Origin of the sequence: Candidatus Palauibacter polyketidifaciens, from assembly GCF_947581785.1 — a bacterium.
Taxonomy (GTDB): domain Bacteria; phylum Gemmatimonadota; class Gemmatimonadetes; order Palauibacterales; family Palauibacteraceae; genus Palauibacter; species Palauibacter polyketidifaciens.
This window is the reverse complement of record NZ_CANPVO010000010.1, coordinates 1-16,405: the sequence shown is the minus strand read 5'-3', so window position 1 is coordinate 16,405 and position 16,405 is coordinate 1. Positions and strand designations below refer to the sequence as shown.

Below are 16,405 nucleotides of genomic sequence, written 5' to 3'. Positions count from 1 at the left end.
GGATTCGGTAGGTTCAAGCCGTTCGACATTCCAACGGAGATTCGAAATGCGCGTTTCGACACTACGCTTCCCAGGGCCCCGAGTGCGGTCGGCCGGTCTCCTCCTCGTCCTGTCGGCGGCGCTCGGGCCGCCGGAGGCGACGGCACAGTCGACCATGCCGCCGGAGGGCGGGTTCGCGGGCGCCCAGCGGACGGATGGGGCGATGCCCATCATCCTCCCGCTGCGCGAGCGGGCCGCCGTCATCGACCGCTGGTTGGAAGGGCGGCTCGAGACCGTCGCGCCCGAGGTCATGCGGCGCGAAGGGGTGGACCTCTGGATCGTCGCCGCCCGCGAATACAACGAGGATCCGGTCATCGAGACGATGCTGCCCTCCACGTACATGGCGGCCCGTCGGCGCACCGTCCTCATCCTCCACGACCGGGGTCCGGGGCAGCCGCTGGAGCGGCTCGCGGTGGCGCGGTACGACATCGGGCCCTTCCCGCGCGCGTGGGACCCCGAGAGCGAGCCGGACCAGTGGGGGCGCGTGGCGGAGGTCATCGCCGAACGCGATCCGCAGCGCATCGCCGTGAACCGCTCCTCGACCTTCGCGCTCGCGGACGGGCTCACCGGCACGGAGTACGACGAGTTGATGGCCGCGCTTCCGGCGAAATACCGCGAGCGGGTGGCCGGAAACGAGCGGCTCGCGATCGGGTGGCTGGAGACGCGGACGCCGGAGGAGATGGAGGTCTATCCCCAGATCGTGCGGATCGCGCACCGGATCATCGCCGAAGGCTTCAGCGCGAAGGTGATCCAGCCGGGCGTGACGACGACCGAGGACGTCGTGTGGTGGTATCGCGAACGGATCCTCGAACTCAAGCTCCAGACCTGGTTCCAGCCCAGCGTCTCCGTGCAGCGCCACGAGAAGTCGGGCGGCGCGAGGGAAGGGGAGGGGGACTTCTCCGGCCCTCCGGACGAGAACGTGATCCGTCCGGGCGACCTGCTGCACGTGGACTTCGGGATCACGTACCTGCGACTGAACACGGACACCCAGCAGCATGCCTACGTGCTGACGCCGGGAGAGGACGCGGCCCCCGCCGGCCTCGTCCGCGCGTTCGCGGTCGGGAACCGCCTCCAGGATATCCTCACGGACAACTTCGCGGCGGGGCGTTCGGGCAACGAGATCCTCGCGGCCGCGCTGGCGCGGGCGAAGGCCGAGGGGATCGACGCGACGATCTACACGCACCCGATCGGCTTCCACGGTCACGGCGCCGGACCCACGATCGGTCTCTGGGACAACCAGGGCGGGGTGCCCGGACGCGGCGACTATCCGCTCTTCCCGAACACGGCGCACTCGATCGAACTCAACGCGGCCGTCCCGGTCCCGGAGTGGGGCGGACAGACGGTGCGCATCATGCTCGAGGAGGACGCGTTCTTCGACGGCGAGCGCACGTGGTACATCGACGGCCGCCAGACGGATTTCTGGCTCATCCCGCGATGATTCGGAGACTCGCCGTGCGGGCGGTCCTCGCCGTGGGGGTGGTGCTCGCGCTCGGGGCCCTGGCCCCGTCGGCCGGCGGCGGACTCGCCGCGCAGCTGCCGGACGCGTGGGTCCTCGTCGGACAGGACGCGGAGGACTATCGCCTCAGGCTCGACCCCGAGGTGGCCCATTCCGGGTCTTCCAGCATGCGGCTCGCGGCGCGGGGCAACCGGCGCCGCAGCCAGTGGGCCGCGAGCGTGCAGCTCGTCGATGCCATCGCCTACCGCGGAAAGCGGATGCGCCTCCGTGGACATCTGCGGGCCGACGATGTCGATTCCGGCGGTCTCTGGGTGCGCGTGGACGGCATCCTCGAGGGGAAGTACGCCATGCTTGCCCTGGACAACAGCGAGGACCGGCGCGTCGAGGGAACGCGGGACTGGGAGACGCGCGAGATCGTGGTGGACATCCCGCCGGAAGGCGTTACGATCCTCATCGGGGCGATGATCACGGGCGATGGAGAACTCTGGGTGGACGACCTCTCCTTCGAGGCCGTCGCCGAGGATGTGCCGCTCACGACGGAGCCGGAGGTCGTCATCACGGATCAGCCGTACGCGCGCCCGCCCGGCGTCTTCCCGACGCCCACGAACCTGGATTTTGAACGAGAGATGAAGGACCCAATGGAGAATGTGGAGAATATGAAGAATATCGAGAATATGGAGTCGAACCGATGAGGCGCGCCGTGTTGGGGGCGCTGGCCGTGACAGCCTTCGCGGCCGGCTGCGGCGGGGGTGAGCGCGAGGGATCCGCGGGGGACGCCGCGGGGGACGTCGCGCGGGCCCCGGAGCCGGCGGAAGGCGCGCTCGCCTCGTACCGCCCTCTCCCTCCGCTCGATGTGACGCACCTGGACGGCCGGCCGGCGGACCTCGGCGAGTTCCACGGCCGGGTCGTCATCCTGAACCTGTGGGCGACCTGGTGCATCCCCTGCCGCGACGAGATGCCCGAGTTGCAGCAGATGCACGCGAAGTACGCGGCGGATCCCTTCGAGGTGGTCGGGATCTCCATCGATGAAGGAGACGTTTCGCTCGTCGAGGGATTCCTGGAGGAGTTCGACATCACCTATCCGAACTTCCTCGGCGATGGTCCCGGACTCACGCAGGCGCTCGAACTCTACCCCGGCGTGCCGCACACGCTGCTGGTGGACGCGGAAGGTCTGATTCGGGCGTACTGGGGTGGCCGCTTCCATCCCTTCGAACCGGAAACGGCGGCGCTCGTCGAGAGGGTCCTCTCGGAAGCCCAGTAACCCTTTCGCGTAGCGGAGAACGGATGCCGATCGAGATCCGGCGGCTCCGTCGCGAGGACTGGGATCCGGTGCGGAGGATCTACGAGGAGGGGATCGCGACGGGGGACGCGACCTTCGAGACGGAGTCGCCCGGCTGGGAGTCGTGGGACGCGAGCCACCTCGAGAGCTGTCGGCTCGTGGCCGAGCGCGAGGGGCGGGTCGTCGGGTGGGCGGCGCTGGCTCCGGTCTCGGGGCGCTGCGTGTACGGCGGCGTGGCGGAGGTGAGCGTCTACGTCGGCGCGGACGCGCGCGGGGGTGGCATCGGCCTCGGTCTCCTGACCGCCCTCGTCGAGTCCTCCGAGCGGGCCGGGCTCTGGACGCTGCAGGCGGGGATCTTCCCGGAGAACGTCGCAAGCCTCCGCATCCACGAGCGGGCCGGCTTCCGCCGCGTGGGGCGGCGCGAGCGGCTGGGGAGGCTCGGCGGGCGGTGGCGCGACGTGGTTCTTCTCGAACGGCGCAGCCCCCTCGTCGGGACCTAGCCACGGGCCGCCAAACCGGCCGACATCGGTGCGCCCCTTGACGTTTGGGGTCCGGCAGGCGATCATTGCGCACGTTCGGACGAGGCTCGCGACGCCGAGCACGGCCGAACTGAGATGGCAGGATCGCAGGATCGGGGGGGCCTCTCAACAACGGGTCGCCCCTTTTTCTTTGGTTTTTTCATCTGCGTGGCGAGTGCCACGACCCTGGCGCGGGGGAGACCGCGTCGAACAGGTCAGCGGTCGGCAGCGACGGGTTTCCCGAACTCCGACATGACTAACGAAGGAGTAGGAAATGCGTACGAGAGGTACCGTGAAGTGGTTCAACGACCAGAAGGGCTTCGGGTTCATTACCCCTGAAGAGGGTGGTAAGGACTGCTTCGTACACCACACGGCGATTCAGGCGGATGGCTTTCGCACTCTGAAGGAGGGCGAGGCCGTCGAGTTCGACGTTACTGACGGGACGAAGGGCCCGGCTGCGGAGAACGTGACCCGCGTCGCGTGATTTGCCGACCGCCACCAGGCGAACGGTGAGTTCAGAAAGGGCCGCCCGGCGACGGGCGGCCCTTTTTTTGCTATGATCCGAAGGTGTAAACGCCGCCCGCATCCCAGCCACGGAGAGCGTCCGATGACCGCCCCGCTCAGCAGTGCCCGCATCTCCCTTTCGTTTCTTGCCGCCATCGCCCTTCTGTGCGTCGCCGTGCCGGCGGTTGCGCAGGCGGGGGCCGAATCCGGTCCGCTTCGCATGGAGGACATCTTCGAGGTCGAGATTGCGGGGGATCCGCAGATCTCTCCGGATGGGCGCCGGATCGTCTACGTCCGCCAGCGGGCGGACATCATGACGGACAGCCGCTTCTCGAGCCTCTGGATCGTGGGCTCCGACGGCTCGGGCCACCGGCCGCTCACGACGGGGGACTTCAACGACAGCTCGCCGCGCTGGTCGCCGGACGGCACGCGACTCGCCTTCATCTCGAACCGGAGCGGGGACGCGCAGATCCACGTCCGCTGGATGGATTCGGGTGAGACTTCGGTCGTCACGAGCGTGACGGAGCCGCCGCGGTCCTTCGAATGGTCGCCCGATGGGACGCGGATCGCCTTCGGCAAGCTGGTGCCGGAGCCGGCGCCGATGATCGGGGGGATGCCGACGCCGCCGGAGGGGGCGGAGTGGGCCGAGCCCGCGCAGGTCGTCGAACGGCTCGTGTATCGCTTCGACCAGTTGGGCGATCTCCCGCACGGGTTCGTGCACGTCTTCGTCGTCCCGTCCGAGGGCGGCACGGCGCGCCAGATCACGAGCGGCGACAACCACTGGGCCGGCAACGGAATCGGCGGGACGCACTTCTCGTGGACTCCGGACGGCTCGGGCCTCGTCATGTCGCGCGACCCCCGAGGGGGCGACACGGAGAGCGTGTTCGTAGCGGACACGGAGGTGTTCGAGGTCTCCGTAGCCGACGGCACGGCGACGCAGCTCACGGATCGCCGGGGGCCGGACGACGGGCCGCTCGTCTCTCCCGACGGCCGTCACATCGCCTACTTCGGGATGGACGACCGCTTCCAGGGCTACCAGCTCACGCGGCTCTACGTCATGAACCGGGACGGGAGCGACCCGCGTTCGCTCTCCGACGGATTCGACCGCGAGGTCTACGGGGCGACGTGGGCGCCCGACGGGTCGGGCCTGTACGCCCTGTACGACGACGAGGGGATGACGAAACTCGCCCTCTTCGGCCTCGACGACGACGGGAGCGGCCACCGGGTGCTGACCGCCAATGTCGGCGGGGTCGGCCGCGCCTACGCCGGCGCGACGTACTCCGTGGCCGACGACGGCAGCTTCGCGATGAACTACACGACGCCGGCCGTGCTCTCCGAGGTCGCAACGGGCCGCCCCGGCGGCGATGTCCGCGTGCTCACGGGGATCAACGACGACCTCATGGCCAAGCGCGAGATCGGCGAGGTCGAGGAGATCTGGTACGAGTCCTCGCACGACGGACGTCCGATCCACGGCTGGATCATCAAGCCGCCCGGCTTCGACCCGTCCCGCGAATATCCTCTCATCCTCGAGATCCACGGGGGGCCGTTCTCGAACTACGGCGCGCGCTTTGACCTCGAGAAGCAGCTCATGGCGGCGCAGGGCTACGTCGTCCTCTACACGAACCCGCGCGGGAGCACGAGCTACGGCGAGGAGTTCGGGAACCTGATCCACCACGCCTACCCCGGCGACGATTTCCATGACCTCGTGTCCGGCGTCGACGCGGTGATCGACCAGGGGTACGTAGATGAGGAGCAGCTGTACGTCGTGGGCGGGAGCGGAGGCGGCGTCCTCACGGCCTGGCTCGTGGGCCGGACGGACCGCTTCCGCGCGGCGGTGTCGTGGTATCCCGTCATCAACTGGTACAGCTTCGTGCTTACCGCGGACATGGCGGCCTACGGCGTGAACTACTGGTTCCCCGGATACCCGTGGGACCACGTGGAGCACTACGAGTCGCGCTCGCTCCTGAGCGTGGTCGAGAACGTGACGACGCCGACGCGGATCGTGACGGGCGAGGAGGACTGGCGCACGCCGATGTCGGAATCCGAGCAGTACTTCAAGGCGCTCAAGCTGCTCGGGGTGGAGACGTCGCTCGTGCGCTTCCCGGGCGAGCCGCACGGCATCCGCCGCCGCCCGAGCCACCACATCGGAAAGATGCTGTCGACCCTGGAGTGGTTCCGCCGCTACGCCGCCACGACATCTTGAACCGCGACAGCGGAGGGCTCTGACCGGAGGATTGTTGAATATCGAACTCCTGGCGTCCGATATTCAACAATCTCCGTGACTCAGGGAGGGGTTAGCGGGCCACCTGGAAGGGGGCGGTGGCAACCTGATCATCCCACCAGATCGTGAACACGCCGCCCTCCTGCGTCATGTCCATGAACGAGATCGTGAGCTGGTCGGCCGACATCATGATCGTGTCCACATCCATCGTCGTGCGCAGCACGTCGCGATCGGGCGTGTAGCCGTAGGACCCCCACAGGGCGTCGTCGTTCTCCTCGCGGAAGCTCTCCTTCGCGCCCCAGTTCGAGAAGACCAGCGTCCATTCGTCCTCGGAGAGTTCCGCGAACACGCTGTACTCGCCGGCGGGCAGGCGCTCGCCGCCGAACGTGAGGTCCGTCTCGGTCATGAAACGGGTGGACTGGTCCGCGCCGACGCGCCACACCGGCGCCCCGCGCAGGAACTGCTGGCCATACTCATCGCCCGAGCCGAACAGGTCGCGGCCGCGCAGGATCGGGCGCCCGTACGTGACGACAACCCAAGAGCCGCTGTAGCTCCCCTCGGCATCATAGCCGCCGCCCACCTGGGTCGCCGCCTCGCCACGCGGGCTCGCGCGACGGTCCTGGGCGTCCGCGGGCGCGGCGAAGGCAAGGGCAGCGCCGAGGGCGAGGGCGAAACAGGGGACGGCGCGGAACATCTTCTTCATTCGTACCTCCAAGCAGGTTCAAGCGCGGCATCGCCGGCCGGCGATGCGCGAACAATCCCGAAGCGGGCCGGGCATCCTACGGTGGCGCGCGCGAACCCGAAAGCCGGGTGCGTCGCCGCGGCACGCGGCCTCCGATACAATATCGACCCATGAAGAGAACACGGCCCGCAAGAGGAACGTTTCGGCGGATCTTCACGGCCGGCTTCGCGGCGTGCGGCCCGGTTGCGGCGGCAGGTGTCCTGGTCGCGGCGGCGGGGTGCGGGGGCGGGACGCCGGAGGCGGGGGAGACCGGAGGGGCGGTCGCCGTCGAGGCGGTGCGGGCGGAGATCGAGCGCGTCACCCGGCGCTGGGAGGCATCGCTGATCGCGGGGGCGCCGGGCGAGGCGGTCGCCGACGTCTTCACGCCGGACGCGATGCGGCTGCCCTCCGGCGAGCCGGCGGTGCGGGGGCACGAGGCGATCGTGCGCGCTCTGGCCGGTTCGATTCCGCTGAGCGAGGCCCGGTTCACGATCGAGGACATCGAGGTGGACGGGGATCTGGCGTTCGCGAACGGGACGTACCGGGTGCGCGGCCCCGACGATGTCGAACTCGACGGCAAGTTTCTCGAGGTGTGGAAGCGGCTCGAAACCGGGTGGCGTATCCACCGCGTCATGTGGGACTGAGAGGAAAGACATGAAGAACTTCGGGGATGGGAGAAGGGCGGCGTCCACCGACGCCGTGCATGCGGGAGAGCAGGAGCCGAGGCCGGAGGGGGCCGTCGTCACGCCGATCTACCAGACGGCGAACTATCTGCTCGGCGGCGAGGACTACCACGACATCGGGTACATCCGGCTCAGCACGACGCCGAACCATCGCGTGCTCGGCGAGCGCATCGCGGCGCTGGAGGGGACGGAGGCGGCCCTCGTCCTCGGCAGCGGGATGGCGGCGATCTCGGGGTCGCTGCTCACGGTGCTGTCCGCCGGCGACCATGTGCTCGTGCAGGACACGCTGTATGGCGGCACCGCGGCCCTCCTGCAGCAGGACCTGCCGCGCTTCCGGATCGGGCACACGGTGATCGACCCGCAGGATCCATCGAGCTGGGCGGCTTCGCTGACGCCGACGACGCGCGCGATGTACGTGGAGACGCTCACGAATCCGCTCGTGCAGGTGGCGGATCTCGAGGCCGTCGTCGCGTTCGCGCGCGAGCACGGGCTCGTGACGCTGATCGACAACACGTTCGCGAGTCCCATCAACTTCAGGCCGGCGGAGATCGGCTTCGACCTCGTCCTCGAGAGCTGCACGAAGTACATGAACGGCCACAGCGACATCGTGGCCGGGAGCGTGGCCGGTCCGGCGGATCTCGTGCGCCGCGTAAAAGTCATGCAGGACCACCTCGGCGGCTCCCTCGACCCGCACGCGGCGTTTCTGCTCGAGCGCGGACTGAAGACGCTGGGCGTGCGCGTCCGCGAGCAGAACGCGTCGGCCGGGCGGCTCGCCGCGCGGCTCGAAGCGCACCCCGCCGTGTCCGTCGTCCACTATCCGGGACTCGCGAGCCACGCGCAGCACGAGCGCGCCGCGCGCCTGTTCGACGGCTTCGGCGGGATGATGTCGTTCGAACTCGAGGGCGGGGTCGACGCGGCGGAGGCGTTCATCTCCGCGCTCGAGATCCCGATGGTCGCGGCGAGTCTCGGAGGGCCGGAGTCGCTCGTCGTGCGGCCCGCCGCCGCCGTGCACGCGGGGATGTCGGCCGAGGAGCGGGAGAAGGCCGGAATCCGGGATGCCCTCATCCGCTTCTCCACCGGACTGGAGGCGACGGAGGATCTCGCGGCCGACCTCGACCGGGCGCTGGCGAGCCTGCCGCGTGCGGTCGCGGGCCTCACGGCGTGAAGCCCCCCGGCCTCCCGGAGATCGAGGCGGCGCGCGAACGGGTCTATGCGGCGGCCCTCCGCTCGCCACTCATCCGCCTCGGCGTGGACGAAGGGCCCGAGATCTGGCTCAAGCTCGAGAATCTGCAGCCGATCGGCTCGTTCAAGATCCGGGGGTCGGCGAACGCGATCGGCCTGATTCCGCCCGCGGAGCTGGCGGCGGGGGTGTGGACGGCGAGCGCGGGGAACATGGCGCAGGGTGTCGCCTGGAACGCGCGGCGGCTCGGCGTCCCGTGCTCGGTCGTCGTCCCGAAGACGGCGCCGCGGCTCAAGCTGGACGCGATCGCCCGGCTCGGCGGGACGGCCGTGAAGACCTCCGTCGCCTCCTGGTTCGAGGTCTTCCGCACGCAGCGCTTCGACGGGATGGATGGGCGGTTCGTCCACGCCTTCATGGACCGCGACGTGATGGCGGGGAACGGAACCATCGCCCTCGAACTGGTCGAAGATCTCCCCGACGTGGACGCCGTGATCGTCCCCTTCGGAGGTGGCGGACTCGCGTGCGGGATCGCGGCCGGAATGCGCGCCGTCGCTCCGGACGTGCCCGTTTTCGCGTCGGAGGTCACGGGCCAGGCCCCGTTCGCGGAATCGCTTCGCGCGGGCCGCGCCGTCTCGATCTCGTACACGCCCTCTTTCGTCGATGGCATCGGGGGTCCGCACGTGGAGCCCGCGATGTGGGAACTGGCGGAGGATCTCCTGGCGGGTTCGGCCGAAATCACGCTCCGCGACACCGCCGACGCGATCCGATTGCTCGCCACCCGCAACCGCGTGGTGGCCGAGGGGGCCGGCGCGTCCTCGGTCGCGGCCGCCCTGTCGGGCGCGGTGAAGGGGGACAAAATTGTTTGCATCGTGTCCGGGGGGAACCTGGATCCGTCCAGCCTGGCCACCATCCTCGCCGGCGAGGTGCCATGAGCGACTTGACCGAGCCGCCTGCCCCCCGCGAGCCGTCCTCCCCCCGCGAGCCGCCCTCCCGCGACCCTCCCGCGACCCTCACCGCCGCCCAGGTCTCGCAGATCCTGAAGCGGGCTGCCGAGATCGACGCCCGGGGCGATGCGATGACGGTCGAGGAGTTGGAGCGGATCGCCGGCGAGGCGGGAATCGATCCGCGCGCGACGAGAACCGCGATCGCGGAACTGGTCGCGGAAGAGATGCCGGTTCCCGTCCCCGAGCCGCGCCCTCCGGCGGTCCCCCCGACGCGCGCCGGAAACCCGGCCTCCCCCTCTCCTGGGCGCATTATTGCGGGCGGGGCGGTCGGCGCGGCCTTCGGATTCATCTTCGCGACCTCGCTCGGGGGCGCCATCGCGGCATCCGGCGCCACGATGATCTACCTCATACTGCGCGCCATGCAGGCCATGAAGCGCGGCAGCCAGCTCGACTTTCAGCTCCAGAACTTCACCCTCTGGTTCGTGTCGACGCTGATCCTCTCGGCCGCGTTCGACGTTGAGGGTCTCATGTTGTCCCTGCTCTGCTGGATCCTCACCTCGGTCATCGGCGGACTCCTCGTCCGCTTCGGCCCCCGCGAGGAGGAGGCGGAGGACGACATCCCACAACTCGAGGCCGGAGGCCGCTGAAGATCGACTCGAAGGCCGAATCGGCGTTTCCCCTGCAACCGGGTTGACGCCTGCTTGCATTATGCTAACATTACGATAGCGAGCGTCGAATCTGAGGAGGCCAAGCATGGGGAATCTGACCGTACGGAACCTGGACGACAGTGTGATCGCCCGGCTGAAGGCGCAGGCGAAACAGAACGAGCGCTCGCTCGAGGGTGAGATTCGGCATGTGCTCAAGCGAGAGGTGTCGGGACCTCGCCGCGCGGCCGAGTTCTTCGCGCGGGCCAGTGAATTGGCCGCGACGACGGTCGGCACACGACAGACGGACAGTGCGGCTCTGCTCAGGGAGGATCGAGCCCGGTGAGAGTCACGGTGGACGCGAGCGTCGCTGTGAAGTGGTTTGTCGAGGAGGAAGGCCATCGCGAAGCCCTCGCCTTGACGGGCCCCCGCATCGAACGGCACGCACCGGACCTCATCTTACCCGAATGCGCCAACGTGATCTGGAAGAAGCATCGCCGCGGAGAGATCGACTCGGCGCAGGCGTTCGTCGAAGGGGTCGCCCGGATACCGGAGGGCGTCGCTCTCCTCCCCGGCGCTGAACTGGTTCGGGATGCGGCGGAGATCGCTTTGCGAGCCGGACACGCGGTGTACGATTGCTTCTACATCGCGTGCGCCAAGCTGACTGACTCGATTCTTGTCACGTCGGATCGAAGGCTGCCGAAGATCGTATCGCAATGGGCCCCCTCAGTGATCGCCGTCAGACTGGACGACGGGGAAGAGATGGATCGGATCGAAGCCGCCGGGGCGCGGCTCATCATCGCCCCGGAAACAGTCGCGGAACTGATCGAAGCGTGGGATCGGTTCGCCGCTACCCTGGACAGCGTCCAGGAGGACATCTTGTCGCGACGAGCAACACAGGGACGGAGGATCCTCAGCCCGGAGCAGCAGAAGGTGGTCGATGACCTCGTCGAGATATCGCCGACATACCGGAGGTTGTTGGAGATGATGAAGAAGCTGCCCCAGGACGAACGCGTGGATCTGCTCATGCTCGGATGGGCCGGAAGGGGCGAACCGATGACGCGACGGCGGCTCCTTGAGCATGCCCTCCTGATGGTTGACCAGTTGGACATCCACTACATCGCGCATCTGGGCGCCCACTGGCGCGCAGGCCATGCGCGGCTGGCCGGATAAGCGCGCCGCGGCGACCGCGCCCCGGCTGGACGGGCTGGATGCTTCTCCTCCTCCTAGCGACCGCGGCCCTGCTCGCCGCGTGGGTGTTCTGGTGGGAACCGGGCCGACTGGTTCTCCGCCGGGCCGACCTCGGGGTGCCGGGATGGCCCGAGGGGGAGGAGACCCGTATCGCTCTGATCGCCGACCTGCACGTGGGCTCGCCGCGGAACGGCCGGGACAACTTGCGTCGCGTCGTGCGACGGGTGAACGAGACGCTCCCGGATCTCGTTCTCATCGCCGGCGATCTGACGATCGACAACGTCATGGGCGGCCGGTTCGTGCCGCCGGAGGAGATCGCCGAGGATCTGGCCGCCCTCGACGCCCGCCATGGCGTGTTCGCGGTGCTCGGCAACCACGACCGCTGGCTGTCTGCCGAACGCGTGGAGGCGGCGCTCCACGGGGCCGGGATCAACGTGCTCGACAACCGGGGCCAGCGCGCGCGTGTGCGGGGCCAGGATGTCTGGATTGCGGGCGTGGCGGACTTCTGGACGGGCCATCCGTCGGTCGAGGACGCGCTCGACGGGGTCCGTCCCGGGGAGCCCGTCATCGTCGTCACGCACAACCCCGACATCTTCCCGGAGGTGCCGGCGCGGGCCTCGCTGACGGTGGCCGGGCACACGCACGGCGGGCAGGTCATCATCCCGTTCGTGGGTCCCCGGATCACCCCCTCCCGCTTCGGGGACCGATACGCGGCGGGTCACGTGGTGGAGGACGGGCGACACCTCTTCGTGACGACCGGGGTGGGGACGAGCCGGCTCGGCGTGCGCTTCCTCGTGCCGCCCGAAATCGTCGCGCTCCGGCTCACACGCTGCGAGTCCTGCGAGTCGCCGCCGGAGTGACTATCATGCCGCCCTCACGGGCCGCCAGCAGGGCTTTGGCCATGGGCTGCCGGCCCGCCGGCTGGAACCTCGAACCGGATCCGAAATCGGAGTGACACCGAACATGCCGCACCATTCGAAATCTCGCGTCCCCGGCGGGCGCGTCGCGGGCGCCGCGGGGCGCCTGGCCATCGCATGCCTGACCCTGCTTCCCCTCGCCGCCGCCGCCCAGGAAGACAAGCTGCCGCCACCCGATGGCTGGCTCGCCCGCACCGATCACGGAGGGGACGGCGTGGAAGCTCTCCAGGAGATGCCGCCCGGCTGGCACGTCACCACGGGACCGGCCGGCATCTTCTACGATCCCGAGACCCGGGCGGACGGCAACTTCCGCGTCGAGTCGACCGTCTTCCTGTTCGACCCCGAGGGCCGGAACGAAGGGTTCGGCGTCTTCGTCGGCGGCACGGATCTCGAGGGGGACGGGCAGGCGTACACGTACTTCCTCATCCGGGCGGACGGGAGCGTGATCGTGAAGCGCCGGGACGGCGACGCGACCTCCACCCTCCTCGACTGGACGAAGCACGAGGCGGTCGTCACCTGGGCGGCGCGCGGCGAGGGCGCGGCGACGGCGAAGAACGTCCTCTTCGTGGAGGCCGGCGGCGAGGAGGTGATCTTCGGCGTGAACGAGCAGGAAGTGTTCCGGACGCCGAGAACGGGGCAGCACGTGGACGGCGTCGTGGGGCTGAGGGTCAACCACGGCCTCAACCTGCACTTTTCATCGCTGGAGGTGACCGATGGCTGAGTCCACCGCGGGGCCCGCCGGCTCCGGATCGGCGCGGCTCGAGGCGATCTGGCTCAAGTCGGCGCGGAAGGGCCCGATGGAGCCGGTCCCGGAAGCCACGCTCGTGGCGGGGAAGGGGTTGGAGGGGAACACCGACCGCGGCGGCTACCGTCAGGTGACGCTCCTCGACGCGGACGCGTGGGAGGCGGCGACGCGGGAGGTCGGCGTCGATCTGGACCCCGATGCGCGCCGGGCCAACCTGCTCGTGCGGGGCGTCGACTTCTGCGAGACGGCGGACCGGGTGCTGCGGATCGCGGGCTGTCGCATCCGCATTCGCGGCGAGACGCTGCCGTGCGAACGCATGGAGGACGCGGCGCCCGGGCTCAAGGCGGCGCTGGCGCCCGACTGGCGGGGCGGCGCGTACGGGATGGTGATCGAGGGCGGCCCCCTCGCCCTCGGCGATGCGGTGGCCTGGGAATCCTGACGGCCCGCCCCGCCTTCGGTCTCGCCTTCCTCGCGGCGCTCCTGGCGGGGTGCGGCGCTCCGGCCTCCGAGGCGGGCCCGCCGACCCGGGCCGGCTCGCTCCCCGTCTTCGAGGCGGAACTCTTCTACCAGGCGGTCGGGGCCGGAGAGCCCGTCGTCGTCGTACACGGCGGGCCCGGCCTCGACCACTCCTACCTTCGTCCGTGGTTCGGGCCGCTGGCCGAGACGCACCAGGTCATCTTCTACGACCAGCGGGGCCTGGGGGCGTCGAGCGCCGTGGTGAACGCGGCGAGTCTCTCGATGGAGCGGTACCTCACGGATATCGACCGGATCCGCGAGCACGTCGCGCAACGCGAGACGGTCACGCTGCTCGCGCACTCGTGGGGCGCGATTCCGGCCCTCCTCTACGCGATGGAGCGCCCGGAGCGGCTGACGGCGATCATCCTCGTCGCGCCCGTCGAGCCGGGCAGCCGGTTTCGCGAGCAGACCGACGAGAACCAGTTGGCCAGGCGGGATTCGGTCGACCTCGCGGCCATCGACTCGATTCGGGGGACGCCGGAGTTCGCGGAGCGGGAGGCGGAGGCCATCAGCCGGGTCTTCTTCCACGTCTTCCGCGGGACGTTCGCGGACGCCGGCGTGGCGGACAGCCTGCTTCGCCTCTCCCTGCACGAGCGGACGGCGAGCCAGGGGCAGCTCGTCGCGACGCTGCTCATGACGCCGCTCCAGGGACTCGACTTCTGGGACCGTCTCGGCGAGATCGAGGTTCCGGTGCTCATCGTGCACGGCGCGCAGGATCCGATCCCGATGGAGATGGTGGAGGCGATGGATGAAGCCCTGCCGGACAGTCGCCTGATTCGGGTCGATGGATCGGGACACTTTCCGTTCATCGAGAGGCCGGCGCCGTTCTGGGAGGGCGTGCGGGAGTTCCTTCGGCAGCGGCCACGGGAAGGACCGTGACCGCGGACGGCCCGGAGCCGGACCCGATCCGCGACCCCGGCGCCCTGCGAGGCGCCCTCCGCCGCCTCAATGAAGCGCGGCTCGCGCCCGAAGGCAGCTTCGACCGCCTCGGCGCCCTGCTTTCGGGGTTCGAGGAGCTTGCCGCGGCTCTGCCGGGCGCGGATCGCGGGGGGGGCGAGAGTCGTCGGCCGGACGCGGACCTCGGGCCGGGAGAGAGTCGCGGGCCGGGCGAGAGTCGCCGGCCGGACGCGGCCGGAGCGCTCGCGGAACTCGAAGCGCTTCTGGCCGAACCGGGTGATGAAGGCGGCGCCGCGGCGCTGCGCGGGTATCTCGAACCGATCCTCGAACGGCTGATCGAAGCCCTGCTCGACCATCCGGAGCGGCGTCTCGCGGTGTACGGGTCCCTGCTCCCCGGCGAGAACAACCATCATCACGTGGCGGCGCTCGTCGGGCGCTGGGTGGAAGGGTCGGTGGAGGGCACGCTGCACGACCGCGGCTGGGCGGCGCGACAGGGCTATCCCGGGTTCGTCCCCGGAGGTTCCGGCGACCGGGTCGCGGTGAAGGTGCTGGAGAGTCCCGGCCTCCCCGACGCCTGGGAGCGGCTCGACGCCTTTGAGGGCGAGGCCTACCGGAGGATCCTCGCGCCCGTCGAGATGGCGTCGGGGACCGGAGCCGGCAGCGAGACCGTGTGGTGGGTCTGCAACATCTACGAACTCACGGACATCGCCCGCCCGGTCCGCGCGTCGGATCGCGGCGGCGACCCCACCTGAGCGGCGGCGGGTCGCCCGCCTTATTCGGCGGCCTTCACTTCCTCCCACACGGCGTCGAGCGTCGCGAGATCCGCGCCCTTCCACTCGAGGCCGCGGCGCTCCGCAAGTTCGATCATGCGCCGACAGCGGCGCTCGAATTTCTCGACCGCGCTGAGGAGCGCGTTGGCCGGGTGAGCGCCGGCCCACCGCGAGGCGTTCACCACCGCGAAGAGCAGGTCCCCCACCTCCTCGACGACCTCCGGACTCGCTTCGCCGATGCGGGGCGGGGCGGGCGGCGCGGCCGGTGCGAGAGACCCGGAGGCGTCTTCGGCCGCCGCGTGCTCGGTCGCCGCGTGTTCGAGTTCCGCCGTCTCTTCGCGCACCTTCTCCAGGGGACCCGCGAGATCGGGCCAGTCGAACCCGAACCCGGCCATCCGCTCCTGAACGCGCGCCGCGCGACTGAGCGGGTCGAGCCCGGCCGAGACGCCGTGGAAGGGATCGCCCGCAGTCTCGCGTTCCGCGGCCTTGAGCGACTCCCAGTCGGGCGGGGCGTCGGCATCGCCGTACACGTGCGGGTGGCGCGCCTCCATCTTCGCCTCGAGCGCTTCGACGACGTCGGCGGCCCCGAAGGCGCCGCGCTCTTCGGCGAGCACGATCTGGAAGGCGACATTCAGGAGCAGGTCGCCGAGTTCTCCCGACAGGTCGCCGTCGTCTCCCGCCCGGATCGCGTCCGCGACTTCGTGCGCCTCCTCGAGGAGATAGGGGCGGAGCGTCTGCGGCGTCTGCTTCGCGTCCCACGGACAGCGGACGCGCAGGAAGCGGACGAGCGCGAGGACGCGGGCGAGGGCATCATCCCCTTCGCGTGCCTCTTCCGCGTGGAGAGGCTCGAGGCCGGCGGCGGTTGGCTCTTGCATGACGGCGAAGGTATCATCCCGTGGCAGGACACCGCAGGAACCTTCCCCGAACCCCCGGCCACGCTTGACCCGCAGCCGCGAAGACCCCCCGTACCGAGCATGGCTCGAAGTCGATCTGTCGGCGCTGTCGCGGAACGCCCGGCGTGTGGCGAGGCACGTCGCTCCCGCCCGCTTCGTCCCCATGGTCAAGGCGGACGCGTACGGCCTCGGCGCGATCGAGGTCGCGCGCGCCCTGGACCGGCTGGAGCCCTACGCGTTCGGGGTCGCAACGCCGCCGGAAGGCGCCGAACTCCGGCGGGGCGGGA

Annotated in this window: 20 protein-coding genes; 18 read left to right on the top strand and 2 right to left on the bottom strand. The window is 69.9% G+C overall.

The genetic code is table 11. The features are described from left to right. The first annotated feature begins 46 nt into the window (after positions 1–46). From RN729_RS01675 to RN729_RS01650, 6 genes are all read left to right on the top strand, one after another. Complete coding sequence (locus RN729_RS01675; RefSeq protein ID WP_310781892.1) at positions 47–1,477, top strand: M24 family metallopeptidase; 1,431 nt, start codon at positions 47–49, stop codon at positions 1,475–1,477. After that, a complete protein-coding gene (locus tag RN729_RS01670) occupies positions 1,474–2,187 on the top strand; it encodes a hypothetical protein (protein WP_310781891.1) in 714 nt (237 codons plus the stop codon). Before RN729_RS01675 ends, RN729_RS01670 begins: the two co-directional genes overlap by 4 nt. Then, positions 2,184–2,756: a TlpA disulfide reductase family protein gene (locus RN729_RS01665; RefSeq protein ID WP_310781890.1), complete on the top strand. Its 573-nt coding sequence runs from the start codon at positions 2,184–2,186 to the stop codon at positions 2,754–2,756. The genes RN729_RS01670 and RN729_RS01665 overlap by 4 nt, the downstream gene beginning before the upstream one ends. A gap of 23 nt (positions 2,757–2,779) precedes the next feature. Continuing rightward, a complete protein-coding gene (locus RN729_RS01660) occupies positions 2,780–3,274 on the top strand; it encodes a GNAT family N-acetyltransferase (RefSeq protein ID WP_310781889.1) in 495 nt (164 codons plus the stop codon). Between the two features lie 292 nt (positions 3,275–3,566). Continuing rightward, positions 3,567–3,776 carry a cold shock domain-containing protein gene (locus RN729_RS01655; RefSeq protein WP_310757173.1) on the top strand — a complete coding sequence of 70 codons (210 nt, stop codon included), beginning with the start codon at positions 3,567–3,569 and terminating at the stop codon, positions 3,774–3,776. 123 nt (positions 3,777–3,899) lie between these two features. After that, positions 3,900–5,999 (top strand): S9 family peptidase, encoded by a 2,100-nt coding sequence (locus RN729_RS01650; protein ID WP_310781888.1) that lies wholly within the window; start codon positions 3,900–3,902, stop codon positions 5,997–5,999. Between the two features lie 91 nt (positions 6,000–6,090). Here the strand turns inward: RN729_RS01650 and RN729_RS01645 are convergent, their stop codons facing one another. Beyond that, a complete protein-coding gene (locus tag RN729_RS01645) occupies positions 6,091–6,720 on the bottom strand; it encodes a DUF2911 domain-containing protein (RefSeq protein WP_310781887.1) in 630 nt (209 codons plus the stop codon). A gap of 149 nt (positions 6,721–6,869) precedes the next feature. Between RN729_RS01645 and RN729_RS01640 the strand changes: the two genes are divergently transcribed. The 11 genes from RN729_RS01640 to RN729_RS01590 all read left to right on the top strand — a co-directional run bounded on the left by RN729_RS01640 (position 6,870) and on the right by RN729_RS01590 (position 15,207). Next, entirely contained in the window at positions 6,870–7,382 is a 513-nt protein-coding gene (locus RN729_RS01640; protein WP_310781886.1) for a nuclear transport factor 2 family protein, read from the top strand. A 10-nt stretch (positions 7,383–7,392) separates the two neighbouring features. Continuing rightward, positions 7,393–8,586 carry an aminotransferase class I/II-fold pyridoxal phosphate-dependent enzyme gene (locus RN729_RS01635; RefSeq protein WP_310781885.1) on the top strand — a complete coding sequence of 398 codons (1,194 nt, stop codon included), beginning with the start codon at positions 7,393–7,395 and terminating at the stop codon, positions 8,584–8,586. Next, on the top strand, positions 8,583–9,533 hold the full coding sequence (locus RN729_RS01630) for a pyridoxal-phosphate dependent enzyme (protein WP_310781884.1): 951 nt from the start codon (positions 8,583–8,585) through the stop codon (positions 9,531–9,533). The genes RN729_RS01635 and RN729_RS01630 overlap by 4 nt, the downstream gene beginning before the upstream one ends. Continuing rightward, on the top strand, positions 9,530–10,192 hold the full coding sequence (locus RN729_RS01625; protein WP_310781883.1) for a hypothetical protein: 663 nt from the start codon (positions 9,530–9,532) through the stop codon (positions 10,190–10,192). The genes RN729_RS01630 and RN729_RS01625 overlap by 4 nt, the downstream gene beginning before the upstream one ends. A 106-nt stretch (positions 10,193–10,298) precedes the next feature. After that, positions 10,299–10,535 (top strand): hypothetical protein, encoded by a 237-nt coding sequence (locus RN729_RS01620; RefSeq protein ID WP_310781882.1) that lies wholly within the window; start codon positions 10,299–10,301, stop codon positions 10,533–10,535. After that, positions 10,532–11,362, top strand: coding sequence for a type II toxin-antitoxin system VapC family toxin (locus RN729_RS01615; RefSeq protein WP_310781881.1), 831 nt, complete (start codon positions 10,532–10,534; stop codon positions 11,360–11,362). The genes RN729_RS01620 and RN729_RS01615 overlap by 4 nt, the downstream gene beginning before the upstream one ends. Before the next feature lie 38 nt (positions 11,363–11,400). Next, positions 11,401–12,240, top strand: coding sequence for a metallophosphoesterase (locus RN729_RS01610; RefSeq protein ID WP_310781880.1), 840 nt, complete (start codon positions 11,401–11,403; stop codon positions 12,238–12,240). Between the two features lie 103 nt (positions 12,241–12,343). Next, the gene (locus RN729_RS01605) at positions 12,344–13,018 is read left to right on the top strand and encodes a hypothetical protein (protein ID WP_310781879.1); all 675 of its coding nucleotides are present in this window, start codon (positions 12,344–12,346) and stop codon (positions 13,016–13,018) included. After that, positions 13,011–13,481 (top strand): MOSC domain-containing protein, encoded by a 471-nt coding sequence (locus tag RN729_RS01600; protein WP_310781878.1) that lies wholly within the window; start codon positions 13,011–13,013, stop codon positions 13,479–13,481. Before RN729_RS01605 ends, RN729_RS01600 begins: the two co-directional genes overlap by 8 nt. Next, on the top strand, positions 13,403–14,437 hold the full coding sequence (locus RN729_RS01595; protein ID WP_310781905.1) for an alpha/beta fold hydrolase: 1,035 nt from the start codon (positions 13,403–13,405) through the stop codon (positions 14,435–14,437). The genes RN729_RS01600 and RN729_RS01595 overlap by 79 nt, the downstream gene beginning before the upstream one ends. Beyond that, entirely contained in the window at positions 14,434–15,207 is a 774-nt protein-coding gene (locus tag RN729_RS01590) for a gamma-glutamylcyclotransferase family protein (protein WP_310781877.1), read from the top strand. The genes RN729_RS01595 and RN729_RS01590 overlap by 4 nt, the downstream gene beginning before the upstream one ends. Before the next feature lie 20 nt (positions 15,208–15,227). Here the strand turns inward: RN729_RS01590 and mazG are convergent, their stop codons facing one another. Then, entirely contained in the window at positions 15,228–16,100 is an 873-nt protein-coding gene (gene mazG, locus RN729_RS01585) for a nucleoside triphosphate pyrophosphohydrolase (RefSeq protein WP_310781876.1), read from the bottom strand. 64 nt (positions 16,101–16,164) lie between these two features. On the opposite strand from mazG, the gene RN729_RS01580 reads away from it, so the two are divergent. Beyond that, positions 16,165–16,405, top strand: a 241-nt coding sequence (locus RN729_RS01580; protein ID WP_310781875.1) for an alanine racemase, incomplete at its 3' end; no start/stop codon positions are given.

Bases quoted from the DNA above. Each gene is read 5' to 3' on its own strand.
- RN729_RS01620 (WP_310781882.1), top strand. From the start codon at position 10,299: ATGGGGAATCTGACCGTACGGAACCTGGACGACAGTGTGATCGCCCGG.
- RN729_RS01655 (WP_310757173.1), top strand. From the start codon at position 3,567: ATGCGTACGAGAGGTACCGTGAAGTGGTTCAACGACCAGAAGGGCTTC.
- RN729_RS01600 (WP_310781878.1), top strand. From the start codon at position 13,011: ATGGCTGAGTCCACCGCGGGGCCCGCCGGCTCCGGATCGGCGCGGCTC.
- RN729_RS01635 (WP_310781885.1), top strand. From the start codon at position 7,393: ATGAAGAACTTCGGGGATGGGAGAAGGGCGGCGTCCACCGACGCCGTG.
- RN729_RS01625 (WP_310781883.1), top strand. From the start codon at position 9,530: ATGAGCGACTTGACCGAGCCGCCTGCCCCCCGCGAGCCGTCCTCCCCC.
- RN729_RS01610 (WP_310781880.1), top strand. From the start codon at position 11,401: ATGCTTCTCCTCCTCCTAGCGACCGCGGCCCTGCTCGCCGCGTGGGTG.
- RN729_RS01670 (WP_310781891.1), top strand. From the start codon at position 1,474: ATGATTCGGAGACTCGCCGTGCGGGCGGTCCTCGCCGTGGGGGTGGTG.
- RN729_RS01675 (WP_310781892.1), top strand. From the start codon at position 47: ATGCGCGTTTCGACACTACGCTTCCCAGGGCCCCGAGTGCGGTCGGCC.
- mazG (WP_310781876.1), bottom strand. From the start codon at position 16,100: ATGCAAGAGCCAACCGCCGCCGGCCTCGAGCCTCTCCACGCGGAAGAG.
- RN729_RS01605 (WP_310781879.1), top strand. From the start codon at position 12,344: ATGCCGCACCATTCGAAATCTCGCGTCCCCGGCGGGCGCGTCGCGGGC.
- RN729_RS01650 (WP_310781888.1), top strand. From the start codon at position 3,900: ATGACCGCCCCGCTCAGCAGTGCCCGCATCTCCCTTTCGTTTCTTGCC.
- RN729_RS01645 (WP_310781887.1), bottom strand. From the start codon at position 6,720: ATGAAGAAGATGTTCCGCGCCGTCCCCTGTTTCGCCCTCGCCCTCGGC.
- RN729_RS01640 (WP_310781886.1), top strand. From the start codon at position 6,870: ATGAAGAGAACACGGCCCGCAAGAGGAACGTTTCGGCGGATCTTCACG.
- RN729_RS01665 (WP_310781890.1), top strand. From the start codon at position 2,184: ATGAGGCGCGCCGTGTTGGGGGCGCTGGCCGTGACAGCCTTCGCGGCC.
- RN729_RS01660 (WP_310781889.1), top strand. From the start codon at position 2,780: ATGCCGATCGAGATCCGGCGGCTCCGTCGCGAGGACTGGGATCCGGTG.